Below are 22,078 nucleotides of genomic sequence, written 5' to 3' on the forward strand. Positions count from 1 at the left end.
GTCGGGGTCCCGGGCGTGCGCGTCCGGGCCGCCCGCCCCCGTCGCCTGGTCCGTCGCACCCTCGCGAGTCATGCGCGCCCTCCCGTGCGTCCTGCGTCCCGCGTCCGGCTCCCAGGTCTAGCCTCCCCGCCCACCCCTGTCAACGTTTTGTCCTTACATTCGGACCATCTCTCCCCCGATGCCTTGACACCCGATTTGCCCGGCCGCGAGCCTGGCCCCATGACCACCGATCTGTCCCGCATCCGCATCGGTTCCGCCCCGGACTCCTGGGGCGTCTGGTTCCCCGACGACCCCCGCCAGGTGCCCTGGCGGCGCTTCCTCGACGAGGTGGCCGAGGCCGGCTACGAGTGGATCGAGCTCGGACCGTACGGCTACCTGCCCACCGACCCGGCCGTCCTCGCCGAGGAGACCGGGCGGCGCGGCCTGAAGGTCTCCGCCGGGACCGTGTTCACCGGCCTGCACCACGGCCCGGGCGTCTGGGACCGCACCTGGGCGCACGTCGCCGAGAACGCGGCCCTGGCCTCCGCGCTCGGCGCCGCGCACCTCGTCGTCATCCCGTCGTTCTGGCGCGACGACAAGACCGGCGAGGTCCTGGAGAGCAGCACGCTCGACGCCGGGCAGTGGCACCAACTCGCCACCCAGACCGAACGGCTGGCCCGCGAGGTGCGCGAGAGGTACGGGCTGCGGGTCGTCGTCCACCCGCACGCGGACACCCACGTCGACACCGAGGAGAACGTGGCCCGCTTCCTGGACGCCACCGACCCCGACCTGGTCTCGCTCTGCCTGGACACCGGCCACTACGCGTACTGCGGCGGCGACAGCGTCAAGCTCATCGAGACGTACGGCGAGCGCATCGGCTACCTCCACCTCAAGCAGGTCGACCCCGAGGTGCTGGCCGGAGTGACGGCGGAGCAGGTCCCGTTCGGCCCCGCCGTGGCCCGGGGCGTGATGTGCGAGCCGCCGCACGGGGTGCCCGCCCTGGAGCCGGTGCTCGCGGCGGCCGCGGGGCTGGACGCGGACCTGTTCGCGATCGTCGAGCAGGACATGTACCCGTGCGAGCCGGACCGCCCGCTGCCCATCGCCGTACGGACCCGCCGCTTCCTGCGCTCCTGCGGGGCGTGACCCGCGCGGAAGCACACGGCCCTCGCGGGGCCCGGTCCGATCAGCGGACCGGGCCCCGCTCCCGTACCACCTCGCCACCGGCTCCGCCGGCTCCCTCGCGCACCACCCCATGTGCCGCTTTCATCACGGCAGTTACACCGTTGTCACGCATTTCTCCATTACGCGGGTTTTCCGTCACAGGCGATCGACAGACCCTCCCCTGTCGTCACTCTCCGTCGTTCACGGGGCAGAGGCTTCAGTGATCACCAAGCGCAGATCGCGGCCCCCCGGCGGCTCCCCCGGCCGCCGTCGCGACGCGCGCAGGGAGGTACCACCATGACGGACACGAGGCTCTGGTCGTACAAGGAGATCGCCGCTCACATCCGGGTGCAGCCGGACACCGTCCGCTCCTACCGCAAGCACGGACTCCTCCCGCCGCCGGACCACGTGGAGGGCGGGAAGCCCTACTGGTACGCGGACACCATCCGCGGCTGGGTGGCCAGCCGCCCGGGCAACAGAGGGCGCAACCGGGACTGAGGGCACCGAACCGGATCCGGTGCCGACCAGCCGGATCCGGTGCCGCCCACCACCACCCCAGACACGACTTAATGGGACACAAGCTCCCAATTCTCCTAGGCTTTCCTCCGCACAGGCAGCCCCCACGGCCGTCCCACGGAGGGATCCCGAGTGACCCAGCACGCCGCCCCGTCACCGTCCGCGCCGCCGCCCCCGGCCTCGCCCGCGTCCGAGCTCCGCCCCGGCCTGTGGCGGCGCTGCCTGTGGGGCGGGATCGCCCTGTGGGTGCTGACCCTGGTGGTCACGTACGCCACCGAGAACACCACCCTGCTGCCCACGCTGATCCTGCTCGGCAGCTTCCTGGTCCCCGTGGTCTTCGTCCTGTGGGCGTACGAGCGCGAGCACGCGAGCTTCGGGATCAACCTGATCCTGGGGGCCTTCCTGGTCGGCGGCATCCTCGGCGTGCTGGGCGCGTCGGTGATGGAGTACTACCTGCTGCACCCGTCGGTCTGGATCTTCGTCGGCGTCGGGCTGATCGAGGAGGCCGTGAAGCTGGCGGCGCTGGTGTTCGTGGTGCGGCGCCGCCCGCGGATCCGCGGCCTGCGCGCGGGCCTGGTGCTCGGCGCCACCGTCGGCTTCGGCTTCGCCGCCTTCGAGAGCGCGGGGTACGCCTTCAACGCCGCCGTCACCATGAAGGGCATCGACCTGCGCTCCCTGGTCGAGACGGAGATCCTGCGCGGCGTCCTCGCGCCGTTCGGGCACGGCCTGTGGACGGCCATCGCGGGCGGCGTCCTGATGGCGCACCGCCGCCCCGACGGCCGCTTCCGGTTCGCCGGGCCGGTCGTCGCGGCGTACCTCGGCGTCGCCCTGCTGCACGCGCTCTGGGACTCGATGCACGGCATCGCGGTCTACCTGGTGGCCCTGCTGACCACCAGCGACCTCCAGCGCCAGCTCTTCGCGCAGGGGTACATCCCGGAGCCGACCGGTCAGCAGGAGCACCTGTTCACGCTGTTCTCGGTGGGCGGGCTGATCCTCATCACCCTGATCGCGCTCGCGTGGTTGCGCTCGCTGGCGCGGAGCACCCGCCCCGGGGGCACGGGAGCCGGCCGGGGCGGCCGGGGTCCGGGCTCCGGTGATCCGGGCGGGGCCGGGGCGGAGGGCGTTGGCATTCATACCCCCTAGGGGTATACAGTACGAGTGTCAGGGCGCCACGGCGTCCCCGCGACCCCCTGGCGCACCATGAACGCGTACACCACCGAGGAGAACGCCATGACCTCCGACACGAAGGCCGAGCTCCCCCAGGCCACCGGCTCCTGCTGCTCGCCCAGCGGCTCCTGTCACGACGCGGGCGACGCCGGCCAGGGCGCCGGGGTGACCACCGTCTACCAGGTCAAGGGCATGACGTGCGGCCACTGCGAAGGTGCGGTGAGCAGCGAGATCTCCGAGCTCCCCGGTGTGACCTCGGTGAAGGCCGTGGCCTCCACCGGTCAGGTGACCGTCGTCTCCGAAGCCGCACTCGACGAGGCCGCGGTGCGCGCCGCCGTCGACGAGGCGGGCTACGAGCTGGTCTGAGCCCCGCGCACGACCACCCGGGCCGGGCCCGCACCGTCTCGACGGTCGGCCCGGCCCCCGCCTTTTTTGGAAGCCACATGTCCCAGCACACACCGGAGCCCGGTCCCGGGCACCACACCGCCGAGCGCGCCGCGCGGCTCGCCACCGAGGACACCGCGCGGCCCGCCCCCGCCGAACGTGCCGCCGAGGCCGCCGCCCAGCCCGCCCTCGCCGAGTTCGCCACCACCGAACTCCTCATCGGCGGGATGACCTGCGCCTCCTGCGCGGCCCGCGTCGAGAAGAAGCTCAACCGCATGGACGGCGTCACGGCGACCGTCAACTACGCGACGGAGAAGGCCCGGATCTCCCACCCGGACGAGGTACCCGTCAGCGACCTGATCGCCACCGTCGTGAAGACCGGCTACACCGCCGAGGAACCCGCGCCCCCCGAGCCGGAGCCCGAGCCCGAGGGCGCCGCCGCCGACCGGGGCGAGCGTGCCGACGGGTCCGAAGAGACCGCCGGGCTGCGGCAGCGGCTCACCGTCTCCGCGCTGCTCGCCGCGCCCGTGGTGCTGCTCGCGATGGTCCCCGCCCTGCAGTTCGACAACTGGCAGTGGCTCTCCCTCACCCTCGCCGCCCCCGTCGTCGTCTGGGGAGGCCTGCCCTTCCACCGGGCCGCCTGGACCAACCTGCGGCACGGCGCCGCCACCATGGACACGCTGGTCTCGGTCGGCACCTCCGCGGCCTTCCTGTGGTCGCTGTGGGCGCTCTTCCTGGGCGACGCGGGCATGCCGGGCATGCGCCACGGCTTCGACCTGACCGTCTCGCGCGGCCACGGCGCCTCCACGATCTACCTGGAGGTCGCCGCGGGCGTCATCGTCTTCATCCTGCTCGGCCGCTACCTGGAGGCCCGCGCCAAGCGCCGCTCCGGCGCCGCGCTGCGGGCCCTGATGCACCTGGGCGCCAAGGACGTCGCCGTACTGCGCGGCGGTACGGAGACGCGCGTCCCGGTCGGCGAACTGCGGGTCGGCGACCGCTTCGTCGTACGCCCCGGGGAGAAGGTCGCCACCGACGGCACCGTCGTCGAAGGCTCCTCCGCCGTCGACGCCTCCATGCTCACCGGCGAGTCCGTGCCCGTCGAGGTCGCGGTCGGCGACCCCGTCACGGGCGCCACCCTGAACGCCGGCGGACGCCTCGTCGTCGAAGCCACCCGCATCGGCTCCGACACCCAACTCGCCCGCATGGCACGCCTGGTGGAGGACGCCCAGAACGGCAAGGCCGAGGTGCAGCGGCTCGCCGACCGGATCTCCGCCGTCTTCGTGCCGGTCGTCCTGCTGATCGCGTTGGGCACCCTGGTCGGCTGGCTCCTCGCGACGGACGACGTCACCGCGGCCTTCACCGCCGCCGTGGCGGTGCTGATCATCGCCTGCCCGTGCGCCCTGGGCCTGGCCACCCCGACCGCGCTGATGGTCGGCACGGGACGCGGCGCCCAGCTCGGCATCCTCATCAAGGGCCCCGAGGTCCTGGAGAGCACCCGCACGGTCGACACCGTCGTCCTCGACAAGACCGGGACCGTGACCACCGGCCGGATGGAACTGGCCAAGGCGTACCCGGCCGGGGGCACCGACGAGTCCGAACTGCTGCGCCTGGCGGGCGCCCTGGAGGACGCCTCCGAGCACCCGGTCGCCCGCGCGGTGGCCGCCGGTGCGCGCGAACGGCTCGGCGCGCTGCCGCCCGTGGAGGGCTTCGAGAACGTGCCGGGCCTGGGCGTACGGGGCGTGGTCGAGGGCCGCCGGGTGGTGGCCGGGCGCCCCGCCCTGCTCGCCCGCGACGGCATCGCGCCGCCCCCGCTGCCGGAGGACCTGGCGGGCAGCGCCGTGGCGGTCGCCTGGGACGGCGAGGCGCGGGGCGTGCTCATCGTGGCCGACGCGGTCAAGGAGACCAGCGCGGAGGCGGTGCGGCGGCTGCGCGACCTGGGGCTGCGGCCCGTGCTGCTGACCGGCGACCACGAGGCCGTGGCCCGGTCCGTGGCGGCGGAGGTCGGCATCGACGAGGTGATCGCCGAGGTGCTGCCCGAGGACAAGGCCGACGTGGTGCGGCGCCTGCAGCGCGAGGGCCACACGGTGGCCATGGTCGGCGACGGGGTCAACGACGCGGCGGCCCTGGCCGTGGCGGACCTGGGGCTGTCCATGGGCACGGGGACGGACGCGGCGATCGAGGCCGGCGACCTGACCCTGGTCCGCGGCGACCTGCGGGTCGCGGCGGACGCCATCCGGCTCTCCCGGCGGACCCTGGCCACCATCAAGGGCAACCTCTTCTGGGCCTTCGGCTACAACGTGGCCGCGCTGCCGCTCGCGGCGGCGGGCCTGCTGAACCCGATGATCGCCGGACTCGCGATGGCTTTGTCATCCGTTTTCGTCGTAACGAACAGTTTGCGACTCAGGACGTTCACGTGAATTTTCGTTCACGTGACCCACAGGACCTTCACAAGGAGACCTAGATCACAGATATTTGGGGGTAACCATCTGGGCTGCTCGCGAGTCTAAGTGGGCGATGCCAAGAACGTCTTGGGGGACGTTCATGGGATGTCTTGGGGGACGTCCCAGGCAAGCGTTGGCCGGGGCACGTGCACCGGGGAGCTTTGAGCGGCCCTCCCGTGCGTACGTACCCCGGCAGACCGCGCAGGAGCTTTCTGGCCACCGGCGCCGTTCAGGCGGCACCGGGCTGAACGCCCGGCCCGGATCCCGTGGGGGGAATCCGCTCCGGGACATGGAAGCGCCCCGTGCGCCGACCCGTGGGGGGATCGGCGACGGGGCGCTTCCTCTTTTGTTTTTGGGCTCGGTTCGCCGCCGGGCGCTTAAGCCGTTGTCGGGTGGACGGACGTGCTCGGCGGCTCGTACCTCGCCGCCTGCGCGCGACCGTCCACCCGACAACGACGCGCCCTTTGGCTCACTCGCCGGGTCTTACGGGGAGTGAGCGGGGCGCGCGTCAGCAGGTGCCCAGGGGGTGGGTCAGCGGGACTCGACCGGGACGAAGTCGCGCTCCACGACACCCGTGTAGATCTGGCGCGGGCGGCCGATGCGGGATCCCGGCTCCTTGATCATCTCGTGCCACTGGGCGATCCAGCCGGGCAGCCGGCCGAGCGCGAACAGCACGGTGAACATCTCCGTCGGGAAGCCCATCGCGCGGTAGATCAGGCCCGTGTAGAAGTCCACGTTCGGGTAGAGCTTGCGCTCGACGAAGTAGTCGTCGGAGAGCGCGTGCTCCTCCAGCTTCAGGGCGATGTCCAGCAGCTCGTCGGACTTGCCGAGGGCCGAGAGGACGTCGTGCGCGGCGGCCTTGATGATCTTGGCGCGCGGGTCGAAGTTCTTGTAGACCCGGTGGCCGAAGCCCATCAGGCGGACGCCGTCCTCCTTGTTCTTCACCTTGCGGATGAAGGTGTCGACGTCGCCGCCGCTGGCCGCGATGCCCTCCAGCATCTCCAGCACCGACTGGTTGGCGCCGCCGTGCAGCGGGCCCCACAGGGCGGAGATGCCCGCGGAGATCGACGCGAACATGTTGGCCTGCGACGAGCCCACCAGGCGCACCGTGGACGTCGAACAGTTCTGCTCGTGGTCCGCGTGCAGGATCAGCAGCTTGTCGAGGGCCGCGACCACGACCGGGTCGAGCTCGTACTCCTGCGCGGGGACCGAGAAGGTCATGCGCAGGAAGTTCTCCACGTACCCGAGGTCGTTGCGCGGGTAGACGAAGGGGTGGCCGATCGACTTCTTGTACGCGTACGCCGCGATCGTCGGCAGCTTGGCGAGCAGCCGGATCGTGGAGAGGTGGCGCTGCTTCTCGTCGAACGGGTTGTGGCTGTCCTGGTAGAACGTCGACAGCGCGCTGACGACCGACGACAGCATGGCCATCGGGTGCGCGTCACGGGGGAAGCCGTCGAAGAACCGCTTGACGTCCTCGTGCAGCAGCGTGTGCTGGGTGATCTCGTTCTTGAAGGTCGACAGCTCGTCGACCTGCGGCAGCTCGCCGTTGATCAGGAGGTACGCCACCTCGACGAAGCTGGAGCGCTCGGCCAGCTGCTCGATGGGGTAACCGCGGTAGCGCAGGATGCCCTGCTCGCCGTCCAGGTAGGTGATCGCCGATTTGTACGCGGCCGTGTTGCCGTAGCCGCTGTCCAGGGTCACCAGACCGGTCTGGGCTCGGAGCTTCGCGATGTCGAAGCCCTGGTCGCCGACGGTGCTCTCGACCACCGGGTAGGTGTATTCACCGTCCGCGTACCGCAGTACTACAGAGTTGTCGCTCACGTCATCCCTCACCGACGTAGTGCCTCTTCTTCGAGGTGCCCTGACTGCCTCTAACCATCCCCCATTCGGCGCAGGTCTGTGCACTCGGGGTCGGCCAAGGGGCCCATTGGCGGCACTGAGTGCCGCCAACCTGCTCATCCTGCCCCCTTCGCCCTGGTTCCGAAAGACCTAGGTGATGTTTCACACCAACCCGCCCTCTGTCAGCCGGTGATCGAGTGCGGTAAAGCGTCTGCCTGCGGAAACGGTGCGCACCGCCTGGCCTATCGCCTTGCGGGATCCGACCAGGACGACCAGCTTCTTCGCACGTGTGACGGCCGTGTAGAGCAGGTTGCGCTGGAGCATCATCCACGCCCCCGTGGTGACCGGGATCACCACGGCCGGGTACTCGCTGCCCTGGGAGCGGTGGATCGTGACGGCGTACGCGTGGGCCAGCTCGTCGAGCTCGTCGAACTCGTACGGCACCTCCTCGTCCTCGTCCGTCAGCACCGTCAGGCGCTGCTCGTCCTGGTCGAGCGAGGTGACCACGCCGACCGTGCCGTTGAAGACACCGTTGCGGCCCTTCTCGTAATTGTTCCGGATCTGGGTGACCTTGTCGCCGACCCGGAACACCCGGCCGCCGAAGCGCTTCTCGGGCAGGTCCGGGCGGCCGGGCGTGACCGCCTGCTGGAGCAGCCCGTTGAGCGTGCCCGCGCCGGCCGGACCGCGGTGCATGGGAGCCAGGACCTGGATGTCGCGGCGCGGGTCGAGGCCGAACTTGGCGGGAATGCGACGGGCCGCCACGTCCACGGTGAGCCGTCCGGCCTCCTCGGTGTCCTCCTCCACGAAGAGGAAGAAGTCGCTCAGGCCCTGGGTGATGGGCTGCGTACCGGAGTTGATGCGGTGGGCGTTGGTGACCACGCCGGACTGCTGGGCCTGCCGGAAGATCCGGGTCAGCCGCACCGAGGGGACGGGGCTGTCGGGGGCGAGCAGGTCGCTGAGCACCTCGCCCGCGCCCACGGACGGCAGCTGGTCCACGTCCCCGACCAGCAGCAGGTGCGCCCCCGGGGCGACCGCCTTGACCAGCTTGTTGGCCAGCAGCAGGTCCAGCATGGACGCCTCGTCGACCACGACCAGGTCCGCGTCGAGCGGCCGGTCCCGGTCGTACGCCGCGTCGCCGCCCGGCTTCAGCTCCAGGAGCCGGTGCACGGTGGAGGCCTCGGTGCCGGTCAGCTCGGCGAGGCGCTTGGCGGCGCGGCCGGTGGGGGCGGCGAGCACGACCTTGGCCTTCCTCGCGCGGGCCAGCTCCACGACGGAGCGGACCGTGAAGGACTTGCCGCAGCCGGGGCCGCCGGTGAGCACGGCGACCTTGCGGGTGAGGGCGAGCTTGACGGCCGCCTCCTGCTCGGGGGCCAGCTTGGCGCCGGTGTGCCCGGCCAGCCAGGACAGCGCCCGGTCCCAGTCCACCTCCTGGAAGGCGGGCAGCCGGTCCTGGTCGGTGCGCAGCAGCCGGGTGAGCTGGGCGGAGAGCGAGATCTCGGCGCGGTGGAAGGGGACCAGGTAGACGGCGGTGTGCGGCTCTCCCCCGTCGGCGCCGGGGACCTTCTCCCGTACGACCCCCTCCTCCTCGGCGGCCAGCTCGCCGAGCGAGTCGATCACCAGGCCCGTGTCCACCTGGAGCAGCTTGACCGCGTCGGCGATCAGCCGCTCCTCGGGCAGGAAGCAGTGCCCCTGGTCGGTGGACTGCGACAGGGCGTACTGCAGTCCGGCCTTCACGCGCTCCGGGCTGTCGTGCGGGATGCCCACGGACTGGGCGATCTTGTCGGCGGTCAGGAAGCCGATGCCCCACACGTCGGCGGCCAGGCGGTATGGCTGGTTCTTCACCACGGAGATCGAGGCGTCCCCGTACTGCTTGTAGACGCGCACCGCGATCGAGGTGGACACCTGCACGGTCTGGAGGAAGAGCATGACCTCCTTGATCGACTTCTGCTCCTCCCAGGCCGCGGCGATCTTCTTGGTGCGCTTGGGACCCAGGCCCGGCACCTCGATCAGGCGCTTGGGGTCCTCCTCGATGATCTGCAGCGTGTCCAGGCCGAAGTGCTGGGTGATCCGGTCGGCGAAGACCGGTCCGATGCCCTTGACCAGGCCGGAGCCCAGGTAGCGGCGGATGCCCTGGATCGTGGCGGGCAGCAGTGTCGTGTAGTTGTCGACGGTGAACTGCTTGCCGTACTGCGGGTGGGAGCCCCAGCGGCCCTCCATCCGCAGCGACTCCCCCGGCTGGGCGCCGAGCAGCGAGCCGACCACCGTGAGGAGGTCGCCGGCGCCGCGGCCGGTGTCGACCCGGGCGATCGTGTACCCGTTCTCCTCGTTGGCGTAGGTGATCCGCTCCAGAACGCCTTCGACCACTGCCTGATTGGACATGGCACGACGTTACCGGCGGGGTCCGACATCGTGTGCGGCCTGTGGAAAACGCCGACGGCCGCCCTGTGGAAAACCACGGGACGGCCGTCGCGTCGCTGGTCGGACGCGCTTTGGGGGTCCGGTCGCGGACCGGACCCCACGCGCTCCCCCCTCCAGCCAGGGCTTCCCGATCCCCCCAGATCCACCCCCCGGAAGCCCTGATGCCAAGTACGACCGCCGTCACCCCGGAAGGGTTGCACGGCTGCGGGCAGTTATTTTTCCGGAATCTCGAAGTGCCGACAGAACGGGGCAGACGTAGCTTTTCGGGTATGAGCGAAGATTCCTTCCACGACGACGTACTCAACGAGCTCGGGGACGACAAGCTCCAGGAGATCGCGGGCCTGCTCGGCACCGACGCCGACGGCGCCAAGGAGATGGTCGGGGACTCGGTCTCCGCGCTCGCCGGGAGCTTCGAGGACAACGAGGCGGAGGTCCGCGAGGCGGCCGCCGCCGCTCCGGAGGCGCCCGCGGCCCCCGAGGCCCCGGACGGGGCGGGCCCGCTCCAGGGCGTCGCCGCCTTCGGCGGCATGGGCGGCATGCTCAGCGGCGGTCTGATGGGCGGCGTGCTCTCCAAGCTCACCAAGCCGGCCGCCAGCGCGGTCGCCAAGCGCACCGGGCTGCCGGAGGCCACGGTCGGCAAGGTCTTCGAGGTGCTGATCCCGGTGGTCCTCGCCGTGGTCACCAAGCGCGCCGCCTCCAAGGGCGCCCCGGGGGCCGCGGCCGGCACCGGCACCGGACAGGCGGCCGGCGGCGCGGGCGGCCTGGGCGGCCTCGGCGACCTGCTGGGGTCGATCCTGGGCAACGGGAAGAAGGCCTAGGCGTACTCGCGGGTCGGAGGCCGGGCGCCGGGGCCCGGGCAAGCCGGGCCCCGGCGGTTACAGGACGTGCTCGGTGTAGCGCGCGGCCGTCTCCGCGAGCACCTCACGCCCCTCCCTGGCCCACAGTCCTTCGTTGAACAGCTCCACCTCCACCGGCCCGGTGTAGCCCGCCGCGTCGACGAGCCGGCGCCAGGCGCGCAGGTCCACGCAGCCGTCGCCGAGCTGCCCCCGGCCGTTCAGCACCCCGGCGGGCAGCGGCACGGTCCAGTCGGCGAGCTGGAACGAGGCGATGCGCCCGGCCCGGCCGGCCCGGGCGACGGCGGCCGGGGCCAGGTCGTCCCACCACACGTGGTACGTGTCCACCACCACGCCCACCTGTTCCGCGGGGAACCGCTCCGCGATCTCCAGGGCCTGGTCGAGCGTGGAGACCGCGCACCGGTCCGCCGCGTACATCGGGTGCAGCGGCTCGACGGCCAGCCGCACCCCGCGCTCCCCGGCGTACGGGGCGAGGCGCGCGATGCCGTCGGCGATCGTGGCCCGCGCGTCCGCCAGGTCCCGGCCGCCGGGCGCGAGGCCGCCGGAGACCAGGACGAGGGTGTCCGTGCCCAGGGCGGCGGCCTCGTCGACGGCATCCCTGTTGTCCGCGTCGCTCCGCGGGCCCCGGGTGAAGAAGCCGCCCCGGCACAGCGTGGTGACGGCGAGCCCCGCGTCCCGTACGAGCTTCGCCGCGGCCTCCACCCCGTACGCGCGCACCGGGTCGCGCCACAGGCCGACGCCCGGGACCCCGAGCTCCACACACGCGGTGACGAGCGCGGGCAGGGACAGCTGCCGGACGGTCATCTGGTTGACGCTGAAGCGCGCCAGGGGGTCGGGCGTGCGGTTCACCGGGCCACTCCGTACACGTGCAGCAGGGACCTCATCCGGGACGCGGCGAGGTCGGGGTCGGGGAACAGCCCCAGGGTGTCCGCCAGTCGGTACGCCTTCGCCAGGTGCGGCAGCGGGCGCGCCGACTGCAGGCCGCCCGCCATGGCGAAGTGCTCCTGGTGGCCGGCCAGCCAGGCCAGGAACACCACGCCGGTCTTGTAGTAGCGGGTCGGCGCCTCGAAGAGCAGCCGGGCCAGCTCCACCGTCGGGTCGAGCAGTTCCCTGAAGCCCTTGGCGTCGCCGGTGTCGAGCACGCGTACCGCGTGCGCGGCCAGCGGGCCCAGCGGGTCGAAGACGCCCAGCAGCGCGTGGCTGAAGCCGTGGTCGTCACCGGCGATCAGCTCCGGGTAGTGGAAGTCGTCGCCCGTGTAGCAGCGCACTCCCCTGGGCAGGCGGCGGCGCAGTGCCACCTCCCGCTCGGCGTCCAGCAGCGAGATCTTGACGCCGTCGACCTTGTCGGGGTGCTCCCTGACCACCTCGAGGAACGTCTCCGTGGCCGCGTCGAGGTCGTCCGCCCCCCAGTAGCCGCGCAGGGCCGGGTCGAACACCGGGCCGAGCCAGTGCAGCAGCACGGGCTCCGACGCCTGCCGCAGCAGGTGCCCGTACGTCCGCAGGTAGTCCTCCGGTCCGCGTGCGACGGCGGCCAGCGCGCGCGAGGCCATCAGGATCGCGCGGGACCCGGTCTCCTCGACCAGGGCCAGCTGTTCCTCGTACGCGGCGCGCACCGCGTCGAGCGTGGCGGGGCCGGTGAGCTGGTCGGTGCCGACGCCGCAGGCGATCAGCCCGCCGGTGGCCCGTGCCTCGGCGGCCGAGCGGCGGATCAGCTCCGCCGCCCCTGACCAGTCGAGGCCCATCCCCCGCTGTGCGGTGTCCATGGCCTCGGCGACCCCGAGGCCGTGCGACCAGAGGTGGCGCCGGAACGCCAGGGTGGCGTCCCAGTCGACGGCGGCCGGGCCGTCCGGGGAGACGTCCGCGCGCGGGTCGACGACGACGTGCGCCGCCGCGTAGACCGTGCGGGAGGCGGGCGCGGGGCCCGGAGGGAGGGCGAGCGGCGCCGTACGGGGCGTGTACGGGCCCTCGGGGAGCGGCAGGGTCACAGCGCCAGCTCCGGGACCTCGTAACGGCGCCCCTCCGCCGAGGACTTGAGGCCCAGCTCGGCGAGCTGCACGCCACGCGCGCCCGCGAGGAGGTCCCAGTGGTAGGGCTCGCCCCGCGCGACGTGGCGCAGGAAGAGCTCCCACTGCGCCTTGAAGCCGTTGCCGAACTCGGTGTTGTCGGGGACCTCCTGCCACTGGTCGCGGAAGGAGAAGGTGGCCGGCAGGTCGGGGTTCCAGACCGGGCGCGGGGTGGCGGAGCGGTGCTGGACGCGGCAGTTGCGCAGGCCCGCGACGGCGGAGCCGTGGGTGCCGTCGACCTGGAACTCCACCAGCTCGTCGCGGTGGACGCGGACCGCCCAGGAGGAGTTGATCTGTGCGACGGCGCCGCCCTCCAGCTGGAAGATGCCGTACGCGGCGTCGTCGGCGGTCGCCTGGTAGGGCTTTCCGCGCTCGTCCCAGCGCTGCGGGATGTGCGTGGTCACGTGCGCCTGTACGGAGGTGACCCGGCCGAACAGCTCGTGCAGCACGTACTCCCAGTGCGGGAACATGTCGACCACGATCCCGCCGCCGTCCTCGGCGCGGTAGTTCCAGCTGGGGCGCTGGGCGTCCTGCCAGTCGCCCTCGAAGACCCAGTAGCCGAACTCCCCGCGCACGGACAGGATCTCGCCGAAGAAGCCGCCCTCGATCAGGCGCTTCAGCTTGAGCAGGCCCGGAAGGAAGATCTTGTCCTGCACGACGCCGTGGCGGATCTCGGCCTCGCGCGCGAGGCGGGCCAGTTCGAGGGCGCCGTCGAGGTCGGTGGCGGTGGGCTTCTCCGCGTAGACGTGCTTGCCGGCGGCTATCGCCTTCCTGATCGCGTCCACGCGCGCGGAGGTCACCTGCGCGTCGAAGTACACGTCCACGTCCGGGTCGGACAGCACGCCGTCCAGATCGGTGGTCCACGCGGTCAGGCCGTGCCGCTCGGCCAGGTCCCGCAGGGCGTCCTCGCGGCGGCCCACGAGCACCGGTTCGGGCCAGAGGACCTCGCCGTCGCCGAGGTCGACCCCGCCCTGCTCGCGGATGGCCAGGATCGAGCGGACCAGGTGCTGTCGGTAACCCATGCGCCCCGTCACGCCGTTCATGGCGATGCGCACTGTCCTGCGTGTCGCTGTCACGTAGGTCCTCCCCAGGTTTTGCGACGTGTTCCCTCGATAGGGGCGTAGCAAGCGCTTTCTATACGCTATGACGCTAGCCTGCGGACAACATCCCGTACAAGGGATGCGGCCCCAACTCATCGGAGGAACGCGATGACAGTCACCCTGGCGGATGTGGCGGCGCGCGCCCGGGTGTCCCCGGCCACCGTCTCCCGTGTGCTGAACGGCAATTACCCGGTGGCGGCGGCCACCCGCGAGCGCGTGCTGCGGGCTGTCGACGAGCTGGACTACGTGCTGAACGGGCCCGCGAGTTCACTCGCCGCGGCCACGTCCGACCTGGTCGGCATCCTCGTCAACGACATCGCCGACCCGTTCTTCGGGATCATGGCCGGAGCGGCCCAGTCGGCGATCGGCGAGGGCCAGACGGGGCGGGCCGGCGGGGAGAAGCTGGCCGTCGTGTGCAACACGGCCGGGGACCCCGCGCGCGAACTCACCTACCTGACCCTGCTCCAGCGCCAGCGCGCGGCGGCCGTGATCCTCACCGGCGGCGCGCTCGAGGACCCGGAGCACATCGACGCGATGGCCACGAAGCTCGGCAGGCTCTCCGACGCGGGGACCCGCATCGTGCTGTGCGGGCGGCCCCCGATGTCCGGGGACTCCATCGCCGCGGCGCTGACCTTCGACAACCGGGGCGGCGGGCGGCGGTTGACCGAGCACCTGATCGCGCTCGGCCACAGGAGAATCGGTTATGTGGCGGGCCCCAAGGAGCGCACGACCACCCGGCACCGCCTGGAGGGCCACCTCGACGCGATGGCGGCGGCGGGCGTCAAGGAGGACCCGGAGCGCCAGGAGCGGCTGACGGTCCACGGCTCGTACGACCGGCGCTCGGGGTACGACGCCACCCAGGAGCTGCTGCGCCGCGACCCGGACCTGACCGCGATCGTGGCGGCCAACGACACGGTGGCGCTCGGCGCTTGCGCGGCCCTGCGGGACCAGGGCCTGCGCATCCCGCAGGACGTGTCGGTGGCCGGCTTCGACGACCTGCCGTTCGCGATCGACGCGGTCCCGGCCCTGACCACGGTGCGGCTGCCGCTGCACGAGGCGGGGGCGCGGGCGGGCCGCCTGGCGATGGGCAAGGAGACGCCGCCGCCGGGCGGGATCGCGACGATCACCGCGGAACTGATGGTGCGGGAGTCGACGGGGGCGCCTCGGGGGTAGGGGGCCGGGCTGGGAGCTCTGGGAAGCCTGGGGGCCCTGGGAGCTCTGCGGGGCCGGCGGGGCCCGTGAGGCGGGCGGGGTTCAGGGGGCTGGTGCGGCCCAAGAGGCCGGTGGGACTTCGGTGTTCTACCGGGGTGCGGAATCCCGGTTCAGGCAATCGATCACTCGTACGAGCGATTGCCGGGGTCGGGGCCGCCTCGGTACTTTTGACTCAGTCAAGGGAATCCCGGAGCGGACCATGACCATCCAGGAAATCAGAGCCTTCACCCGCTTCTACACCAACCTCATCGGCACTCTCGACCACGACCGGCACCTCAACTCCCCCTATACGCACACCGAATCCCGACTCCTCTACGAACTGGCCCACTCGCCCCGCACCGACGCCGCTGACCTGCGCATCGAACTCTCGCTGGATGCCGGGTACTTGAGTCGGCTGCTCACCAAGTTCGAGAGGGGCGGCCTGGTCGAGCGGGCGCCGTCCGACCTCGACTCGCGGCGCCAGCGCATCACCCTCACCCCGCGGGGGCGCGAGGCCGCCTCGATCCTCGACGAGCGCTCGCGCACGGCCGTCGGCGCGCTCCTGGACGGCATACCGCCGCAGGAGCACCCCCGGCTCACCGACGCCCTTCGCACCGTGCGGGAGATACTCGGACGCCCCCGGTCCGGGGACGGCGACACCGCCCTGCTGCGCGAGCCCGGCGCCGGGGAGCTCGGGTGGATGGTGCAGCGGCACGGCGCGCTGTACGCGGCGGAGTACGGGTGGAACGCCGACTTCGAGGGCCTGGTCGCCCGGCTCGTCGCCGACTTCGCCCAGGACCACGACCCGCACCTGGAGCGCGTGTGGATCGCGGAGCTCGACGGGCGGCCCGTCGGCTCGGTGATGTGCGTGCGCGACGGGGCCCCGGCCACGGCGCGGTTGCGGCTGCTGCTCGTCGAGCCGGAGGCGCGGGGCCGGGGGCTGGGTGCCCGGCTGGTGGACGAGGCCACGGATTTCGCCCGGGAAGTGGGGTACCGGGAGGTGGTGCTGTGGACGGCCGACGTCCTCGGCGCCGCCCGGAAGGTCTACCAGCGGGCCGGCTTCACCCTGGTCGCCGAGCGGCCGCACCGGGCGTACGGCGCGGACCTCGTCGGACAGGACTGGCGGCTCAGCCTCGCGGAAAGAAGGACGGTCGATCGATGAAGTACGCGTTCTCCACCCTCGGCGTCCCCGGCATGCCCGTCGCGGACGTGGCCGCCCTCGCGGCCGACACCGGCTACCAGGGAGTCGAGTTGCGCGCCCACCACGAGGAGCCGGTCCACCCGGGGCTCGGGGCGGCGGACCGGGACGCGGTGGTGCGGGAGTTCGCGCGGGCGGACGTCGCGGTGCTCACGGTCGCGGGGTACGCGAAGGTGGCCGCGCCGGGCGACGACGTGCCGGTCCTGGAGGAGCTGGGCGAGCTGCTGCTCCTCGCGCGGGACCTTGGGGCGCCGTACGTGCGGGTCTTCCCGGGCGGGGAGCCGGGCGAGGACGAGCGGTGCGACGCGGTGGCGGCGCGGCGGCTGGGGGCGGCTGCCGAGATGGCGGCGGGCCTGGGCGTGCGGATCCTGCTGGAGACGCACGACTCGCACCGCACGGGAGTGGCCGTGTCCCGGGTCCTGGGGGCAGTGGGGCACCGGCAGGCGGGCGCGCTGTGGGACGTGATGCACCCGTGGCTCGGGAAGGAGGAGCCGGAGACGACGTATCTGGCCCTGGCCCCGTTCCTGGGGTACGTGCAGGTGAAGGACGTCGCCTCGCGGGAGGACCTGACACCGCTGCCGCTGGGCGCCGGGGTGCTGCCCCTGCGGGAGTGCCTGGAGCTGGCGGGGCCCGGGGGCTGGGTGTGCTGGGAGTACGAGAAGCGCTGGCACCCGGGGGCCCTGGACCTGCCACCCCTGCTCCGGGCGGGCCGCGAGCACCTGGACGCCCTGACGACGGGGGCCTGAGCCGGAGGGGGCGGTGGGGCGGTGGGGCGGGGCGAGGGCTCCGATACGGGAGCCCCGCCCCCGGAGGCCCGGAGGCGGGAACCCCGGGGGTGGGGTGGGCGTCCAAGGGGGGTGCTGGCGGAGAGTCTCCGTGGCGCGGTGTCGGCCCTCGCTACTGGCGCGATCGCTGACTCCCCTCTCCAGCCGCCCGCGGCCGGCAGCACACCGTCACCGGTGCGCCCCTGTACCAAGCGCCGGTGACGGGCCCCGCGACCAGCTCCCGGACCGATCGCCGCGCACTGATCGCCGCGCACTGATCGCCCCGCGCCGATCGCCCTGGCCCGGTCGCCCCGCACCGGTCGCCTTGGCCCGGTCGCCCCGCACCGGTCGCCTTGGCCCGGTCGCCCCGTACCGGTCGTCCTGGCCCGGTCGCCGCGCACCGGTCGTCCTGGCCCGGCGGGACCGTACGTCGGCTGACCTGCTCGACGAGTGCTCCCGCCCGTGCGTCGGCCGTACCGCTCAGCGACCCTTTCCCGTCACCCGCCCCAACTCCCCTGCTTGCGCGACCCCTTGACCTGGCAGTTACTTTCCGGATATTCGTGCCTCGCGGAAGTTTCTTTCACGCGCACGCCCCCAACCCATCCCCAATCCCATCGCCCCAACCCCCCACCCCCAACCCCCACACCCCGCACGGCCGGAAGGAGCACCAGTGCACCACCGCGCCACCTCCAGACGGACTTTCCTCACTGCGACCGCCGCGACCGCCGCCACCGCCGCCGCCATCGGCACCGCCCCCGCCCACGCCGAGTCCGTGCGGGACCGGGATGCCCGGCTCCGGGGGCTCATCGGCCGGATGAGCCTTGAGGAGAAGGTCGGCCAGCTCTTCGTGATGCGGGTCTACGGGCACTCCGCCACCGCTCCCGACCAGGCCGACGTCGACGCCAACCTCAAGGAGATCGGCGTCCGCACCGCCGCCGAGCTCGTCGCCCGCTACCACGTGGGCGGGATCATCTACTTCGCGTGGGCCCACAACACCCGTGATCCGCACCAGATAGCCGACCTGTCGAACGGCATCCAGGCGGCGGGCCTCGCGCAGCCCGTCCCCGTACCGCTGCTGATATCCACCGACCAGGAGCACGGCATCGTCTGCCGGGTCGGCGAGCCCGCCACGTTGATGCCCGGGGCCATGGCGCTCGGGGCGGGCGGCTCCGCGACCGGGGCGCGCGAGGCGGCCAGGATCGCGGGGGCGGAGCTGGCCGCGATCGGGATCCGGCAGAACTACGCGCCGGTCGCGGACGTCAACGTGAACCCGGCGAACCCGGTGATCGGGGTCCGTTCGTTCGGCGCCGACCCGGCGGCGGTCGCGGGACTGGTCACCGCCCAGGTGCGGGGCTACCAGGGCGGGGGTGTGGCCGCCACCGCCAAGCACTTCCCCGGGCACGGGGACACGGCCACGGACAGCCACTACGGGCTGCCGGTGATCACGCACAGCGGGGAGCAGTGGGCGGAGCTGGACGCCCCGCCGTTCCGGGCGGCCGTCGCGGCGGGCATCGACTCGATCATGACCGCGCACATCGTGGTCCCCGCGCTCGACCCCAGCGAGGACCCGGCGACCCTCTCGCGCCCGATCCTCACCGGCGTCCTGCGCGAACAGCTGGGCTACGACGGGGTGGTGGTGACCGACTCGCTCGGGATGGAGGGGGTGCGCACCAAGTACGGCGACGACCGCGTCCCGGTGCTCGCGCTCAAGGCGGGCGCGGACCAGTTGCTCAACCCGCCTGACCTGGCGGTCGCCTGGAACGCGGTGCTGGCCGCGGTCAAGGGCGACGAGCTGACCGAGGCCCGCCTGGAGGAGTCGGTCCTGCGGATCCTGCGGCTGAAGGAGCGCAGGGGCCTCTTCCGGGCCCCGTACGTCACCCACCGGGGCGTGGACCGGGAGGTGGGCACCCGGGCGCACCTGGCCGCCGCCGACCGCATCGCCGAGGGCACGACCACGCTGCTGCTCAACGACGGCGGGCTGCTGCCGCTCAGCCGCCGACGGCAGCGGAACGTGCTGGTGGTGGGCGCCGACCCGGCCTCCCCCTCGGGCACCACCGGACCCCCGACCGCCACCCTGGGCCAGGCCCTCTCCGAACTCGGCTTCACCACCACGGTGTTGTCGACCGGGACCGCGCCGGGCACCGCGGTGATCGACGCGGCGGTCGCGGCGGCGGCCGGGAAGGACGCGGTGGTCGTGGGCACCTACAACGTCACGGCGACCAGCTCCCAGCGCACCCTGGTGGCCCGGCTCGCGGCGACGGGGGTACCGGTGGTGACGGTGGCGATCCGCAACCCGTACGACGTGGCGCAACTACGGGGCCACCGGGCGGCGTTGGCGGCGTACTCGTGGACGGACGTGGAGCTGCGGGCCGCGGCCCGGGTCATCGCGGGCCGGGCGCGGCCACGGGGGCGGCTGCCCGTGCCGGTGCAGCGCGCGGACGCCCCGGGGACGGTGCTGTACCCGATCGGGTACGGGCTGCGCTACTAGGGTCTGTCTTCACTGGGACCTGTCTTCACTGGGGCCTGTCTTCGAAGTCCCGCCTGGCGGGTGGCGAAAGATCCCGTCTTCACCCTCCCCGTCTTCTCCCTTCCCCCGGACCCGCCGTACCTCCGTTACGTCCCCCCGTGCCTGGTGCGCGCCCGCTCCCCCGGGCCACGCTGGGCACGGGGAACGACGCGACGGGGTACGGGGGTGCGCCATGCGGGGGCGGGACGTCATGGGGGTGGTGTGCGCCGTGCTGCTCGCCGGGGGCGGCGTGGCCTGCCAGCGGGCGGCGGACGGCGGTGGCGGGGCGACCCCGGGGCCGTCGGGTTCGTCGTCGCCCGGCTACGGGGCGGTGTTCCTGGACGCCGGCGAGTGCGGCACGGCCGGGCCGGAGTACCGCGAGGTGCCGTGCGGCAGCGAGAAGGCCGCGGCCAAGGTGCTGGCCCGGCACGCGGGCGCCCCGGCCGCCGACGACCACGGCGCCTCGTGCCCGGCCCCGACGGACTTCGTGCTGCACGTCACCGGCGCCGGCGCCAGGGCCCGCGGGTACGCCTGCATGCGCAACCTGGAGCCGCCGCACCCCGGTGATCCGGGGCGCGGCGGCGGTCCGCGCACGCGCGTGGGCGACTGCGTCCGGCGGGCGGGCGCGGGCCGGGTCGAGGAGACGGCCTGCGACGGTCCGGCCGGGGGCGCGCCGCGCTACGAGGTGGTGGCGGCGGTGCGCTCCCGGGCCGGGTGTCCGTCGGCCACGGACCTCTTCGTGGACCTGGGACCTGTCCTGGGCGGCAGCAGCCCGGTCGGCTGTGCGCGGCGCCGCTGAACATGCCACGGGAACACGGGGCGTTCAGCGGCGCGGCGTACTACGGCCGCAGCCTCAGCTCCCCTTCCTTGGCCTCGCGCTTGTCCAGGCGGGCGTCGAACGGCGCGAGCGGGCGGGCCAGTTCGGGGCTGCTCTGGACGGCGGCCGGGGCGACGTCCGCCCAGGCGAGGATCCGGGCCGTGGCGCGGTCGCGCTCGGCGGGGACCAGGGCGGAGACGGTGGCGCCGTGGTTGGCGCCGGGCGCCGCGTAGACGTAGCTGTCGCGCGAGCCCGCGCCGACGCGGAACCGCTCGGCGCCCCACGGGTCGTTGGCGCCGTACACGAAGATCATGCGCTGGGCGTTGTGGCGGACCCAGGTGTCCACGTCGCGCATCACCCACGGCTTGAAGCGGGGCAGCGGCACCTCGCGCGGCACGAAGCTGGACGGCGGCAGGTAGCCGTACCGGGTGAGGCCCTTGAGGTGCGGGAGCTCGATGGTGGGCGCGCCGAGCTCGGTGGCCGCCTGGTAGTAGTACGGGGTGTAGCCCTCAAGGCCCTGGTCGGTGTAGGCGGACCAGCCCGAGTAGGCGTCGATGGTGTCGTAGACGGCCTGGTCGGAGGCGGTCTTCGCGTCCGGGACGTCCGCGCACTCGGACTCCAGGTGGTACTGCCAGAAGCCCCAGACGAAGTCGAGGACCACGGCCTCGTACGCCTTGTCGAGGGTGCCGACGGTGCGGAAGGTGGCGCCGTTGGCGTCGGCCCAGGCCCGGTACTTGGCCTGGAGCGGGGTGCGGCGGACCAGGGCCTCGCGCTGGAGGGCGTTGAGCCGGTCGCGGCACTCCTTGGTGCCGACGGTCTCGAAGAAGCGGTCGTACGCCGAGTCCTCGTCGTTGACCACGTCGTTGGGCGCGACGTAGGCGACGACGCCGTCCATGTCGCGCGGGTAGAAGCGCTCGTAGTAGGTGGCGGTCATGCCGCCCTTGGAGATGCCGGTCGCCAGCCACTTGCGGTCGTAGATCCGCTTGAGGGCGGCGAAGATGCGGTGCTGGTCGCTGGCGGCCTGCCAGATGTCGAGCTTGGACCAGTCGGCGGGCTGCGGGCGGGACGGCGTGAAGTAGCGGTACTCCATGGAGACCTGGTTGCCGTCGACGATCTGGGTGGGCTCGCGGCGGCTGGGGTTGGTGCTGACGCCGTAGCCGCTGGTGTAGAAGACGGTGGGGCGCGAGGTGTCCTTGTGCAGCACGGTGAGGCGCTGCTGGAAGGTGCCGGCCCACGGCCGGTGGTGGTCGACGGGCTGGGTGTAGTTCAGGACGAAGAAGCGGTAGCCCGGGTACGGCTTCTCCTGGATCAGGCTCATCCCCGGGATCGCCAGGATGCGGTCCTTGATGTCCGTGCCGGTGGCCGCTCCGGCCGCCGTGGTGGCCCCGGTCCCGGCCGTGTCGTGCGGTACGGCGGCGGTGGCCGCCCCTGCCGTGCTCACGGTGCCCAGGAGCACCACGAACGCCAGCAGCCATCTCAGCGCGCTGCGCATGCGCCCTCCCCTTCGGTTCGCGTCGGTCGCGGCGTGAACCTAGCGGGGCCAACGGGCGTGTCGCCAGACCTGGTTGAGACGGGTGTGACGAGAAAGGACCGGCCCGGAGCGGGCCGGTCGCGCCTCCGCGGCCCTCAGCCGGCCCTCCGTGGCCCTCCGCGGCCCACAGCAGCTATCCACGGCCAGCG

17 protein-coding genes are annotated in these 22,078 nt (G+C 72.8%); 11 read left to right on the top strand and 6 right to left on the bottom strand.

What is annotated here, in order from left to right:
- Positions 1-219: 219 nt before the first annotated feature.
- From ABT160_RS02205 to ABT160_RS02225, 5 genes are all read left to right on the top strand, one after another.
- Complete coding sequence (locus ABT160_RS02205) at positions 220-1,122, top strand: sugar phosphate isomerase/epimerase family protein (RefSeq protein ID WP_351642394.1); 903 nt, start codon at positions 220-222, stop codon at positions 1,120-1,122.
- A 315-nt stretch (positions 1,123-1,437) separates the two neighbouring features.
- Entirely contained in the window at positions 1,438-1,638 is a 201-nt protein-coding gene (locus ABT160_RS02210; protein WP_351642396.1) for a helix-turn-helix transcriptional regulator, read from the top strand.
- A 150-nt stretch (positions 1,639-1,788) separates the two neighbouring features.
- On the top strand, positions 1,789-2,799 hold the full coding sequence (locus ABT160_RS02215; RefSeq protein WP_351642398.1) for a PrsW family intramembrane metalloprotease: 1,011 nt from the start codon (positions 1,789-1,791) through the stop codon (positions 2,797-2,799).
- 87 nt (positions 2,800-2,886) lie between these two features.
- Positions 2,887-3,189 carry a heavy-metal-associated domain-containing protein gene (locus tag ABT160_RS02220; RefSeq protein ID WP_351643022.1) on the top strand — a complete coding sequence of 101 codons (303 nt, stop codon included), beginning with the start codon at positions 2,887-2,889 and terminating at the stop codon, positions 3,187-3,189.
- Positions 3,190-3,434: 245 nt separating this feature from the next.
- Positions 3,435-5,624, top strand: coding sequence for a heavy metal translocating P-type ATPase (locus ABT160_RS02225; protein WP_351643024.1), 2,190 nt, complete (start codon positions 3,435-3,437; stop codon positions 5,622-5,624).
- A gap of 555 nt (positions 5,625-6,179) precedes the next feature.
- Here the strand turns inward: ABT160_RS02225 and ABT160_RS02230 are convergent.
- Positions 6,180-7,469 (bottom strand): citrate synthase, encoded by a 1,290-nt coding sequence (locus ABT160_RS02230; RefSeq protein WP_351642399.1) that lies wholly within the window; start codon positions 7,467-7,469, stop codon positions 6,180-6,182.
- Between the two features lie 180 nt (positions 7,470-7,649).
- Positions 7,650-9,866, bottom strand: coding sequence for an SF1B family DNA helicase RecD2 (gene recD2, locus ABT160_RS02235; protein WP_351642402.1), 2,217 nt, complete (start codon positions 9,864-9,866; stop codon positions 7,650-7,652).
- 308 nt (positions 9,867-10,174) lie between these two features.
- Between recD2 and ABT160_RS02240 the strand changes: the two genes are divergently transcribed.
- Positions 10,175-10,723: a DUF937 domain-containing protein gene (locus tag ABT160_RS02240; RefSeq protein ID WP_351642404.1), complete on the top strand. Its 549-nt coding sequence runs from the start codon at positions 10,175-10,177 to the stop codon at positions 10,721-10,723.
- A 57-nt stretch (positions 10,724-10,780) separates the two neighbouring features.
- On the opposite strand, the gene ABT160_RS02245 is transcribed toward ABT160_RS02240, so the two are convergent.
- Genes ABT160_RS02245 through ABT160_RS02255 form a run of 3 tightly spaced genes read right to left on the bottom strand, consistent with a single transcriptional unit; the run spans position 10,781 to position 13,865 of the window.
- Entirely contained in the window at positions 10,781-11,563 is a 783-nt protein-coding gene (locus ABT160_RS02245; protein ID WP_351643027.1) for a sugar phosphate isomerase/epimerase family protein, read from the bottom strand.
- Between the two features lie 41 nt (positions 11,564-11,604).
- The gene (locus ABT160_RS02250) at positions 11,605-12,744 is read right to left on the bottom strand and encodes a dihydrodipicolinate synthase family protein (protein WP_351642405.1); all 1,140 of its coding nucleotides are present in this window, start codon (positions 12,742-12,744) and stop codon (positions 11,605-11,607) included.
- Positions 12,741-13,865, bottom strand: a complete 1,125-nt coding sequence (locus tag ABT160_RS02255; RefSeq protein ID WP_351643030.1) for a Gfo/Idh/MocA family protein — start codon at positions 13,863-13,865, stop codon at positions 12,741-12,743. The genes ABT160_RS02250 and ABT160_RS02255 overlap by 4 nt, the downstream gene beginning before the upstream one ends.
- Before the next feature lie 165 nt (positions 13,866-14,030).
- Between ABT160_RS02255 and ABT160_RS02260 the strand changes: the two genes are divergently transcribed.
- The 5 genes from ABT160_RS02260 to ABT160_RS02280 all read left to right on the top strand — a co-directional run bounded on the left by ABT160_RS02260 (position 14,031) and on the right by ABT160_RS02280 (position 20,380).
- Positions 14,031-15,095, top strand: coding sequence for a LacI family DNA-binding transcriptional regulator (locus ABT160_RS02260; protein ID WP_351642407.1), 1,065 nt, complete (start codon positions 14,031-14,033; stop codon positions 15,093-15,095).
- 238 nt (positions 15,096-15,333) lie between these two features.
- Positions 15,334-16,275, top strand: a complete 942-nt coding sequence (locus tag ABT160_RS02265) for a bifunctional helix-turn-helix transcriptional regulator/GNAT family N-acetyltransferase (RefSeq protein WP_351642409.1) — start codon at positions 15,334-15,336, stop codon at positions 16,273-16,275.
- Complete coding sequence (locus ABT160_RS02270) at positions 16,272-17,057, top strand: sugar phosphate isomerase/epimerase family protein (RefSeq protein ID WP_351642411.1); 786 nt, start codon at positions 16,272-16,274, stop codon at positions 17,055-17,057. The genes ABT160_RS02265 and ABT160_RS02270 overlap by 4 nt, the downstream gene beginning before the upstream one ends.
- Positions 17,058-17,745: 688 nt before the next feature.
- Positions 17,746-19,563 carry a glycoside hydrolase family 3 protein gene (locus ABT160_RS02275; protein WP_351642414.1) on the top strand — a complete coding sequence of 606 codons (1,818 nt, stop codon included), beginning with the start codon at positions 17,746-17,748 and terminating at the stop codon, positions 19,561-19,563.
- A gap of 211 nt (positions 19,564-19,774) precedes the next feature.
- Positions 19,775-20,380 carry a hypothetical protein gene (locus ABT160_RS02280; protein ID WP_351642416.1) on the top strand — a complete coding sequence of 202 codons (606 nt, stop codon included), beginning with the start codon at positions 19,775-19,777 and terminating at the stop codon, positions 20,378-20,380.
- 40 nt (positions 20,381-20,420) lie between these two features.
- Here ABT160_RS02280 and ABT160_RS02285 read toward each other — a convergent pair whose 3' ends face one another.
- Positions 20,421-21,890, bottom strand: a complete 1,470-nt coding sequence (locus ABT160_RS02285) for a serine protease (RefSeq protein ID WP_351642419.1) — start codon at positions 21,888-21,890, stop codon at positions 20,421-20,423.
- Between the last annotated feature and the right edge of the window lie 188 nt (positions 21,891-22,078).

The sequence above is a fragment of the Streptomyces sp. NPDC001941 genome, from assembly GCF_040296945.1.
Lineage (GTDB): Bacteria > Actinomycetota > Actinomycetes > Streptomycetales > Streptomycetaceae > Streptomyces.